General features: G+C 37.6%; 9 protein-coding genes. 1 reads left to right on the top strand and 8 read right to left on the bottom strand.

Annotation, left to right across the window (positions count from 1 at the left end; genetic code table 11):
- Positions 1-60: 60 nt before the first annotated feature.
- Positions 61-3,129, bottom strand: a complete 3,069-nt coding sequence (locus GI584_RS05675; protein WP_153790560.1) for a hypothetical protein — start codon at positions 3,127-3,129, stop codon at positions 61-63.
- A gap of 186 nt (positions 3,130-3,315) precedes the next feature.
- On the opposite strand from GI584_RS05675, the gene GI584_RS05670 reads away from it, so the two are divergent.
- Complete coding sequence (locus GI584_RS05670) at positions 3,316-4,170, top strand: AraC family transcriptional regulator (RefSeq protein ID WP_153790559.1); 855 nt, start codon at positions 3,316-3,318, stop codon at positions 4,168-4,170.
- Positions 4,171-4,242: 72 nt separating this feature from the next.
- On the opposite strand, the gene GI584_RS05665 is transcribed toward GI584_RS05670, so the two are convergent.
- The 7 genes from GI584_RS05665 to GI584_RS05635 form a co-directional block, all read right to left on the bottom strand.
- Positions 4,243-5,730: a sulfatase family protein gene (locus GI584_RS05665; protein WP_153790558.1), complete on the bottom strand. Its 1,488-nt coding sequence runs from the start codon at positions 5,728-5,730 to the stop codon at positions 4,243-4,245.
- Between the two features lie 49 nt (positions 5,731-5,779).
- Entirely contained in the window at positions 5,780-6,673 is an 894-nt protein-coding gene (locus GI584_RS05660; protein WP_153790557.1) for a carbohydrate ABC transporter permease, read from the bottom strand.
- 30 nt (positions 6,674-6,703) lie between these two features.
- The gene (locus GI584_RS05655) at positions 6,704-7,630 is read right to left on the bottom strand and encodes an ABC transporter permease (RefSeq protein ID WP_228552406.1); all 927 of its coding nucleotides are present in this window, start codon (positions 7,628-7,630) and stop codon (positions 6,704-6,706) included.
- Between the two features lie 117 nt (positions 7,631-7,747).
- A complete protein-coding gene (locus tag GI584_RS05650) occupies positions 7,748-9,322 on the bottom strand; it encodes an extracellular solute-binding protein (RefSeq protein ID WP_153790556.1) in 1,575 nt (524 codons plus the stop codon).
- A 44-nt stretch (positions 9,323-9,366) separates the two neighbouring features.
- Positions 9,367-10,386 (bottom strand): glycoside hydrolase 5 family protein, encoded by a 1,020-nt coding sequence (locus tag GI584_RS05645; RefSeq protein ID WP_153790555.1) that lies wholly within the window; start codon positions 10,384-10,386, stop codon positions 9,367-9,369.
- 79 nt (positions 10,387-10,465) lie between these two features.
- On the bottom strand, positions 10,466-11,092 hold the full coding sequence (locus GI584_RS05640) for a YesL family protein (protein ID WP_153790554.1): 627 nt from the start codon (positions 11,090-11,092) through the stop codon (positions 10,466-10,468).
- Positions 11,093-11,638: 546 nt separating this feature from the next.
- Entirely contained in the window at positions 11,639-12,097 is a 459-nt protein-coding gene (locus tag GI584_RS05635; RefSeq protein ID WP_456071359.1) for a thiamine pyrophosphate-binding protein, read from the bottom strand.
- Between the last annotated feature and the right edge of the window lie 17 nt (positions 12,098-12,114).

Here is a 12,114-nt window from a genome sequence, read left to right as displayed (position 1 = left end):
ATTTAAGTTAGTAAAGGTAATAAAGTTGGCTCCAGATTAATACTGGAGCCACTTTATCTTTTAATTATTATTTCCTTTTGGATTATACGGTTGATCAGAAATATCGAATCCTGTGAACGAATTGAAAGTTGCTCCTAGATTATCTGTATATAGGCCAACTTGCGTCTCCCTATTCTTAAAAGGATCATCGACTTCAAAGATAAGCTCATTGTTGACCCACATATACAGTTTCCCACCTGTTCTGACAGTTTTATAGAAATTTTGAGCACTAATTTCTTCGCGAACAGCAAATGAGAATGGGCGATTGATAATGGATGGAACGTTCATACGAAGCTTATCCGCTACAATTGAATTGTCAAAGTTAGCAATATGGTAATCGCCTCTACCAGTCCAATCATAGGACAAGTCTAAGCTATCCCATTGACTGGATTCACTATTCCAGTTATCCATACCCAGGTTCGGTGAGTTTGGATCTGGTAGTTTAAATTCTCTATCAATCCAATTAGGTAAAAAATATTTCCCATTCAACCACAGTGACTTCACTTGAGAAACCTCGGCTGGTGCACGCAAGTCATAAACATAATCTTTTTGGTCTAATCCTTTGTCAAAGTTAGAGTTACCATAAATGGTTTCGCGTGCGGTTGAAGCTACATCAAGTATTTTTTCTTTTCCATTTTTGATTTGATAGATTTTAAATTGGTTTTTCATATAGTCTGTGTACGCAACGACATAGTTCTGATCATTAATATACTCGAGAACAATGCCTGCTTTACCTTGCTCCGGCAATGATCCAGTATCGATATTCACTGAGAATTCATGTTCCTGCATTGGATCACCTTTTACCGTTAGGGCTTCACCCTCAGATGGCGACTGTAACCCTTGTTCGGTAGTATTCCATTCTTTATCCCAATCATTAAAATAGGTTCCGTAATCATTCCAACCAATAGTTAGACTAACATTATCCATCCTATAATTTGCTTCTTCACCAACTAAACCTACCATACCTGGAGTAGTCATTTCTTTGAGCTCTAAAACAGGTTCATCATTATTTAATTTGTAATGATCTAACTCTGCAAATAATTGGGAACCATTTTTATACAATTTAAGCGTATGGTATTGCTCACCAAACTCACTTGCACGCTCATCAGAATGAAGAAATTCAAATGTATCTGGTAATGCATTTACTTCCACCGTTTCTTCCCCATCAATTGCGTAGGCTACTATATACGTCCGGTCATCACGGTCAATGAATAATCGAACATAATTTTCCTCATCCTGATGCCAAACAGTGACACCCGCACGAGCTTTGTTACCAAAATCAGTGCTATCAAATTTAATATTCGTCTCTAAAAAGTAGTTTTCTATCTCATAATGCTTTAATAATATTTGGTTTACGCCATTCGGTGTTTGAACATCAAGTGTTTGATCCTTCATTGTTATACCTTCCTGATTGGTATATGCACTGCGACTTGATTCAGAATCAAACCGATCCTGGAATGTTGGTTGCCATGCATCAAAATGCTGATCTGGTGAATTAGTTGAAGTCGGTCCGTCGACAACCATTTCGTCATCCCAGAAATACACACGATCTTTACCCTGTCCATTATCACCATCCCACAGAGCTTTATATGTTACCCACGTTTCAAATCCATTTGACCCTTTAATCACATTTGGTTGTGTTGGCCCTACAATGTCAGCTTCCACTGGTTCTCCATTCGTATCATAAAGCCCAAAATCCACATGATAATACATGATATCTGGGCCAACGGTAGTTACTTCAGCTGCAACAACATTCTCACCCTCATGAAGGAATTCACTAGGTACTTCTATCATTTGATAGCTTCGTTGTTGTCCTTGTTGTTGATGCACCTCTTGTCCATTCACATATACTTTTCCATATCCTTCAACACGAAGACGTAATGCTGTTGTCTCTGGTACACTATCTAATTGAAATTCCCTGCGAACCCATATGTTATCCGGTCCTTCTGGACTCCCCCATATGTTATTTTGGTCTTCTTTACCGTCATTATAAATGCTGCGTATAAGCACATTTCGTTCTTTCAGCGGAAAACCAAAACCGCCTTGTCCGCTTTCCCAATCACCAGCTGACTCGTAATTCGCATGCTGCCAATTTCCATCTGGTTCAGTGAATGTGTATTCATATGTTTGATAGCCATGTTCAGCAGTAGGTAAAATCACGTCATACTTCAAAATCATTTCTTCTAAGTTTCGTGCGATTAATTTACCAGCGTATTTGGAGCTGTTATCAAAGGTATCGTAATGATCAGATTGGGCAACACCCGTTTCATAAAGTCCCGTTCTTGGTGCCATATTGTTACCCATATACAGCAAATAATACCGGCCATTATCATAATACATTTCTTGCCCTTCAAAATTAAACTTATCAAAGCTTGCCCAATGCCCCTTCTGTGTATGGATTAACTCTTGTGCAAGACTACGCCCTTCACTTCCCCGTTCATCAAAGAAAGATTCAACCTTCCACATCCATGCCCCTGCATCAAACGGCTTTTCCGCACCAGTATTCGGATCAGGTTCGAACGGATTTACTTTACGTAAATAAAGTAATTCACCATCATGAGCAACAAAAAACTGCAAATCTATTCCTAAGTCAAACTTCTTGTCCCAAAAGCTATGACGAAAATCCGGAGCATTATTTATAGTACTAGGATCACCATGAACTAAATTGTTTCCATTAAACCCATAAAACATGACACCATTATGGAAAAATAAATCAGATGCTCCATACCTAGGGTACACTTCATCAGCATATGGTGGCAGTGTAGCTGGATCATCGGAAATCAATTCGTAAGCACTTTCCCAATGAATCATATCTTTAGATCGATAAACGTGTCCATGTGACCCTGTTCCCATTAAATAGTAATATCCATTGTATTTTTCAATTGTTCCATCATATACTTTTACTTTTTCTCCCATTTCAGGACCTGAATCAACCATGAATTTGTTATCCAGTTTATTGGATTCGATTTTCCATGCTTCTTCAGCCTGGATATCACCATAATTATCCATTGGCATTACTGAAGCAATCCCAATTAACAAAACTATCAAACTAAAACGAATACCATTGTTCATCACTTCGTTAACCACCATCTTTCTATCTCATTTAGTTTTTTAAATAGCATCAATTTTACCTTGATATCCCTCCAATCAAAAAATATAATTATAATTACAACATTTAATTTAATTGATTTTAAAGAATTATTGAATGTCCTTATGTTGGGGTAAGTAATAGTAATTTGTTGGATGCGCTTTTATCCGGATGTGGAGGTTTGAAATTTGAAGGAATTTTCCCACGAATATGCAGAACATTGGTATTATAACCCAACTCCCTTACAGAAATCTGGTGGTCTTTGGCCAATAAGAGCTGGTAGAAATATGGCAAAATCTCATTATAAGATGGGACCAAGAATGATTACATATTTTAGCATTCATTTTGTCTTAGAAGGAGAAGGCTACTTTAAACAAAATAATATAAATACACCTATACAAACAGGGGATATTTTTTGTTTATTCCCAAATCAAACACATCTTTATAAAACAAATAGTGAGAACAAACTCAAAATGTTTTGGTTTGCTTTTGATGGCAAGCAAGCTAATCCTATTGTAAACAGGATTGGATTATCCGAATATTCTTCCCATGTGAAAGGGATTGTCACCGATGAAATCATAACAATCATCAAAGAACTTTCCGATCATATGCAAAATATGGGAGATCATGATGATTTACAAAGTATAAGTATGATTTATAAGCTCTTCCATCATTTGTCTATCCGAGCAAAGGAATTAAACATATCGAGTGCTTCTGCTACGGACTGGTTGCAGAGGAGTAAAGAATATATGAATATGCACTTCGCTGAAAATATATCGGTTACGGATGTTTCCGAATATATAGGGTTAAACCGCTCACATTTCACCACTTCTTTTACCGAAAAGACTGGGCAAACACCTAGTCGGTACATTCTCCATTTAAAAATGAATAAAGCATTAGAGTTGCTTGCTGAACAGGCCTACACAATAACAGAAATGGCTCTAACACTTGGTTATTCAGATTTATATTCTTTTTCTAGAGCATTCAAAAACTACTTTGGTATATCACCAAATCAATATCTTGATGAGCAGTGGAGGCGCTGATATTAAAAACTCCTCTTCAAATTAGAAAACTGAATATGATTCAACTTCCATGAGTGGGGGGCGAGCCCCCACTCATGGTTGCATATAATTTCTACTATCTCGCTTGATCGGATAAAGTTTATCCTCTGGGAGCGTAGACGTTTGATTTCGAATCAGCCAACGACACAATTCCGTCAGCAGCTCTTGCTCAATGAAACGAAAATTTTCTTGACCGTGTAAATTATCTAGTTCTAGAGGATCCTTCGCAATATGGTATAATTCGCATTTTCCATGCATATCTATATTAAGCTTCCAGTCACCTTTACGAACGGTGCGTAACCATCCCGATTGCGTAAATTTGTTTAATTCGTTAAATAATGCAACACCATTGTTCATTTGACCAACTGAACTAGGGTCTTCTGTCCTTCCATCAACGTGGTACAATCCTCCGTATCCATGTTCAACGTAAATGCTTGAAAATTCCTGCTCCGGATAAGATTGATTCGTTAAGAGCGGATAAAGACTCCGCCCCTGTACACCAGCTGGAATTGAACAGCCCATTACTTCGCATAATGTCGGCATGACGTCTGCAATGGAAATATGGGCTCGGTGCGGCTGTTCATCTGCAACAATGTCTGGTCCGATAAATTGTAGTGGAACGCGTGCAAGGATTTCCGGTGCTTCTGGTCCTTTTTTTATCAATTCATATTCCCCGACAAAATCCCCATGATCTGACATAAATACGATCACCGTATTATCTAGCAGTGATTGTTCCTGAAGAAAATCTACAAGCCGACGAATTTGATCGTCAATCAATCGGAGCATCCCCAGGTAATTAGAACGAACTCTCGGGATTCGCTCCCGATAATCCGGTAAAAAATGCTCCATTTGTTGTCCATAAAACTTCCATTTTGCCCCCTTTTGCAAACGCTCTGGTTCTTTTGCCTGCAGAGGCGGCAATTCATTTGGGGGAAACAAGGAAAAATAAGGCTCCGGCGCTTGATATGGATTATGAGGTTCCGGGAAACTCAACCACATGAAAAATGGCTCGTTTTTCATCTCCTTAACCCAATTTTGTGCAGCTGTTACTGCGCGATAAGGAAGCTGACACTCTAACGGAAACGGAGTCGGTTGAAGACTGACCTGCGAAATAGTTTTTAACCAATCATCATAGGCTTTCTCCTCATCCGTCCGCTCTTCTCCAAATCCTCCCCAGTGACCCTGGAGCAGATGATAATCGCATTTTTCTTCTGGTTTTACATAACTATGATTTTTACCGATCAATGCAGTTTTATAGCCTTGTTCTCGAGCCACATCGAAAATATCCTGTTCATACTCCGCCTGTTCAAGACTAAAATTCCCGTTTACCCGGTGTGAACTTGGCCAACGCCCTGTCAAAAAACTCGTCCTTGCCGGACAGCAAATGGGCATGGTGGTATAAGCCTTATCAAACCATGTCCCCTGCTTCGCCATGCTATCTAAGAATGGTGTCGTATCCAAAGGGTAACCCTCTAAAGTACGAAGATCGGCCCTTTGCTGATCGGTCATCATTACAATAACATTTGGTTTTGAAGCACACATATACTCACCTCAATAGTATTTTTCTCCAGAAATCCACTCTAAAGAGTGATCAACCTTTTATCGAACCAATCATGACACCCTTCACAAAGTGTTTCTGTACGAACGGATACATGATCAGTACCGGTACACTCGCCACAACAACTAAAGCATACTTCACACTTTGTCCGAGTAATATTTTTTCATCCATACCAAATTGACCTGCAGCATCTGTACCACCTAATTGATTAACAAGGAGGATTTGTCTAAGAATGAGCTGTAGTGGGTAGAGTGCATCATCTCTCAAGTAAATCAATGCATTAAAGAATGCATTCCAATGCGCAACAGCATAAAATAATACTAAGACGGCAATAATTGGCTTTGATAGTGGAAGAATAATCTTAAATAATAGTTTTATATTGGAACATCCATCAATCATCGCCGCCTCTTGAAGCTCCCATGGGATACTTGTCTGAAAATAGGTACGCATGACAATTAAATTATAAGTTGCAATCGCATTAGGGATGACCATCGCCCAAATCGTGTCTATCATTCCTAGATTTTGAACGATTAAATAAGTCGGAATTAACCCGCCGTGGAAAAACATCGTAAACGTGATCATGAACATCATCAAGTTCCTTCCTGGTAGATCACGTCTAGATAATGGATAAGCAGCTAATGTAGTCAAGCCAATATTAATAATAGTTCCCAAAGTCGTATAAATAATCGTATTGCGATAACCAATCCAAATCTCATTATTCTTGAAAATCTCCGCGTAGGCATCTAGGTTAAAATCTACTGGAAAGAGCCACATTTCTCCGTTCATAACTTTAGCAGGATCACTAAACGAGGCACTAAGTACAAATAGTAGCGGATAAAGTACGATTACTAAAATAACGGCTGAAATAAGAACGACAACGATATCAAACATTTTGCCATCTGATATTTTTGAAGAACTTTGAATCATTTATGTTCCCTCCTTGTACAAATATTGTACTTACCACAAACTTGTCTCCGCCTTTTTTCTCGCATACCTGTTGATTAAAAGTAATAGCGCGAAATTAATGATGGAATTAAATAAGCCAATAGCGGTACTATAGCTGTAATCGCCATTGAGAATACCATTTCTATATACGAAAGTCTGAATAACTTCACTAGACTCTAAGTTCAAATTGTTTTGCATTAATAGAATTTTCTCAAATCCAACATTCATAAATTGGCCAATGTCTAGAATAAGCAGGATAATGATTACTGGAAAAATTCCAGGTAACGAAACATGGATGATCCTTTGCAGACGACTTGCTCCATCAATTTTTGCTGCTTCATATAATTGATGGTCAATTCCACTTAAGGCTGCCACATAAATAATGGATTGCCATCCCATGTTCTGCCAAATGTTAGAGCCAATAAAGATTGTTTTAAACCATTCTGGCTTTTCTAAAAAGGGAATGGATTCTATTCCCAGGGAGTTAAGTATAATATTGATAAATCCCCCATCTGGACTTAAAAATAAATCCAACATACCGACAATTACAACGAGAGATATGAAGTGGGGGATATATGTGACATTTTGAAGTGTTTTCTTTAAATTAAGATTTTTAATTTCATTAATTAATAATGCTAAGAATATAGGAATTGGAAACGCAATGAGCAAAGATAATAAACTAATGGAAAGTGTGTTCCAAAGCAATCTGCCAAAGTAATAGGAAGAAAAGAATCTAGTAAAATTTTCTAATCCAACCCATTCACTTCCTATAAATCCTTGAATTGGATTATAATCTTTGAAAGCAATTTGCAGGCCGTACATTGGTCCATACTGAAAGATCACATACCACGATATGGGTAAAAGAAGCATGAGATATAAATCAAAGCGGGAGAGAATCCGCTTGAGAGCCTTTTTCCTTTTTGCAGTGGCATTACTTATTTCTTTTTTATTTGTTGCCAGATCTGGTTTAAGAACAGTCACTTCTGCTTACCTCCCTTAAATTTCTAAAATCACTAGGTACAAAGAAACTCTGTACCTAGTGACTTGTGTAATTTACTAATTCGTACGGTCATATGCTTCTTGATAAATTTCTGTTAAACGATCTAGTCCCATTCCTTCGATTGTGGATACATAATCATCCCACTTATCAAAGCTCAAATCACCGGTGATGAATTTAGAAGCGGATTCTTCGAAGTATTGATCCATATCTTGACGTATTTGGTCAACTTCTTTTGTCGTATCTTCGTCAAAGATTGGTGTACCGTAAATAGGGTCTGGCAAAAATGGATCAAGCATTTCTTGGGCTTCTTGAGCTTCAGGCGGATTGATTGCTGAAGCATTTTTCTCTGTTACAAATTGTGGTGATCCACCACCTGGCCAAGGGGTGAATTGGCCGATCGTCGGTCCTAAACCTTGGTCCGAATTTAAAACTTCATCGGTATATTCAGGTAAACCTTCTTCATCGTAATGAAACGTATCTCCTTCAATACCATATCGGAAGAAAATAGAGCCTTCCTCACTAAAGAAGTGATCAATCCATCTCATTGTTGCTTGTGGATGTTCATTTTTCGATGTAATGGCGAATGTACCAAAGTCCCGAGCAATTGGTCCAGCTGAATATAGTTGATCTCCATCCGGTCCAATTATAGGAGAGATGCCTGTATAGTCGTCTTTTACTTTATTAAATGCATCAGTAGTCTGGTTCCAAAAGATTCCGACATTACCAGAAGCCATATTACCAACAAAGTTAGATTCTTCTTGCGTGAATACTCCTCTGTCCATTAAATTTTCATCATACAATTTATGCAAGAATTGTAAATATTCTTTAAAACGGTTATCTGTCATCCAAAATTGTACTTTTCCATCTTCAATCATTAGATGATTCCCCATTTGATCGATCATTCCCCATGATCCAATCATGGAGTTCAATAACTGTCCAAAGTTTCGGAATGTCATTGGAATTTCATCTTTTTCCCCATTTCCATTAGGGTCATTGTCTCTAAATGCTTCGAGAACACTTACAAGTTCATCTGGAGTTGTCGGTGCTTCCAATTCCAAATTATTTAACCATGTTTTATTAATCCAAATTTTATCTGTTCTAGCAGCATTTAAAGTAAGAATTGCAGGTAAAGCATAGATATGTCCATCTGGAGCTGTAATCGATGATTTAATTTCAGGATATTCGTTATACAAAGCGGTTAAATTTGGTGCATACTCCTCAAGTAAACCTTCAAGTGGAATAAGTACGCCAGATGATCCATATTCTACAGCTTCCAATGGTGTAATACTGGATTTATAAAAAGCATCTGGCAGTTCTCCAGATGAAAACTCTAGGCTTTTTCTTTCCTGGAAGCCGTCCTGTGGAACATCATCCCAATCAATGTCTATATTAGTCATTTGTTCGTATTCATTGAACATTTTCATCTCATTGTACGGTCCATTTGGAGGTGATTTTCTAGCAAAAAATTTCAAAGTAATTTGCTCTTCTACAATTGGAAAGCCTTCTTCATTAAAATTGTCTGACGGTCCTTCACTCACATAGTCTTTACTAGCATCCTTTGAATTTGAACATCCACTAACTACCAGGCCAATAAATACTAGAGACAAAACTAGTATTATTAATTTTCTCATTTTACTACCTCCTCCATATCCCCTTGTGTAATCGCATACATACTTCACTTTACGAAAACGTTCTCCGGTATCTCTTTAGCCCATTCCGGCCATTCTCTTCGTTCTTCCGCTTCAAAGTTAGGATCGTTTGCAATAGCGCGCGCATCATCCAGGCTCCAAACGGCTCCATCCTCATGGAACACACCATTCAATGTTCCCTTCTTACGCTGCGGTGGCAGATATGCTGGTTTCACCATTAGCGACCAAAAAAATGTACCTAATTGTGGATGATTTTCTAACACTTTTGCATATGCTTCATAATCCGGTTGCCATTCTCCGTTTCCCAATGGATTGTGTCCCCATCCATTTGAAGTTGGACGAATACGTTGCCATTCCGTTAACCATACAGGTTTATTAAGGATTTTCCCAAACTCTTCAAACTGAGCTAATCGATTCTCGATGTATTCTATCGAATTTGGAAAATTAGCATGATTTTGCAGAATATCGATACCAATATCAAGGAAATACATGTTATGTTCAAAATCAATACAACCAATCGTTAATGGCAGGTTCCCCTTCCTTTCTTTTGCACATATTAACATTTCTCGTGCAAATTGAAGACGGTCAACTCCATAAGGCTCGTTCATTACTTCTACAGCTAGTAATCGATTATCATCACGATAATGCTGCATAAACCATTTAACAAATGCTGCTGGTTCATTCCATCTATTTGAGTCACTGATTATATCCATGGATGGGGAATAAACACAAGCAGCTGTCATTGGACTTTTATCTTCTCTTGCTTCAAGTGTTGGTTCTATCCCTACCTTTTCAAACAAAGAAGGTAAAATCCGAATCCCTTTCTTTTCAGATTCTTCAAGAAAATGATCGAACACTTCTTTCGTCTTCTCAGGTTCTTCCAACCAGTATTCATAGCTAAGCCACACTCTTAAAGCATTTAAATTTAACTGCTTCGCAAATTCGAGATCTCGGACAATCTCATCTGCCCGATAATCTCTCCACATTTGATATGCATTGTAGGCTTGTGCAGGTAGATAGATTGCTCCTTTTACTTTAGTATTCATAACTTATTTCCCCCTTGTTTTTGAGAATTAAAAAAATTTCTTAAAATTAGTTTTTGCAGTTATCTATAACATCCCCTCCTTAATTAACTGTCTCATTCGCTGCTTCGACTTTGCTGATTGACAGATAAGCTATCCACATCAAACAGAAACTAAAACAACTACCTCCGAAGAAAGGAATCAGCCCCGGAATATAAACCAACAGAAGATATATTAATACGAGGGACATTATCATAAGAATAGTTAAAAATGGTGTTGCAATCGCTATCAAAAAAGCATTGCGTAAATATTGAACCAGCTTTAAGTTGTAATGAACAAATACTGGAAAGATATATAATGCCGTAATAACGTAAATAAAGCTGAGGATTATCATCACAAAACTTAAAATACGAAAAATAAATCCATCTTGCATAAGGAAAAATCTTAAATCTATAAACAAAATATAGCCAACAGCTATGAGAATAAAAGATAAAATATTAGCCCTTACAAATTCTTCTTTGAATAAATTCCAGAACGTTTTAAAAAGAGGTACATCTTCTTGTCTTTGTATCCACTTCCGCACAATAGCAAACATCGCTGCAGTCGATGGTCCGAAGCCAAAAATTACTCCGCCGATCAATGTAAATAGCAGCCATAATAGATTTAAAATGGCCATTCGCATGATCCATTCACTCAGTCGATAAAAACCCGACATATAATTCGTAAACATGAATAGACCTCTTTTCTTTTAGATTAAAAACAGAAATCAAAACTAAAATTTAAAAACATAATTAATCAGATTATTTCTAGTTCAGGACTTGAATCAATCATGCTTTTTTTCAAATTGTTGGATTCCTCTTTTTCCTACTTCTTGATCTGGGCATGATTATCATGATTCATTGGTATTTCTATGACAATCACAATGTGCAAAATTCAAACAATAGTGAATACCTTTTTTCACTTTGTTACCTTCGAGCTATCCAAACGTCTGTATTTTCGCATTTGTGAAAAAGTTCAAAATCATAATTTTCACTTTGATATCCCTCCAATTTATAAGAATATAATTACTGTCTTACAACATTTATAATCGATTTAAAGAAAATATTAAATGTCTGTATGTTGGGATAAGTAATAGCAGTTTGTTGGATGCGCTTTCAAATAAGTGTGGAGGTTAGAAACATGTGAGGAGTCATCCCCTATTGTTCCCACCGCCACCATCACCTGAAGTGGTACGGAAAGCCTTTAAAGTTGCTACGGAGGAAAAGACTGGAGCAACTCATATTGAACTTCCTGAAGATGTTGCGGGAATGGATGTTGCCAGTTCCCCTCTAAACACAACGTCAGGCGTCTTTATCTGTGTATTCCATTTGGTTACTTCATCATAAACAGATACCATATCGTAATATTGATGTGAAACCTTATGCTGACGACCAAGTCCAGCTTGCCCTGTAATAGCCACTATCGGACATAAATCCATGTTGGCATTGGCAACACCAGTTAATAAATTGGTTGCGCCTGGTCCAAGTGTTGCTAAACAGACACCCGGTTTCCCTGTTAGTTTGCCATATGTTCCTGCCATAAAAGCTGCACTCGTTTCATGACGTGTTACAACAAATTGAATCGTTGAGTCATGAAGGGCATCCATTACATCAATATTTTCTTCACCTGGTACACCAAAAATATATTCGACTCCTTCATGTTCTAAACATTTGATCAATAGTTCCGCTACTTTCATTTATTGCACCTTCTTCC

This window comes from Gracilibacillus salitolerans (assembly GCF_009650095.1).
Lineage (GTDB): Bacteria > Bacillota > Bacilli > Bacillales > Amphibacillaceae > Gracilibacillus > Gracilibacillus salitolerans.
Note: the sequence above shows the minus strand (reverse complement) of the source record. Positions and strands in the feature narration are given on the sequence as shown.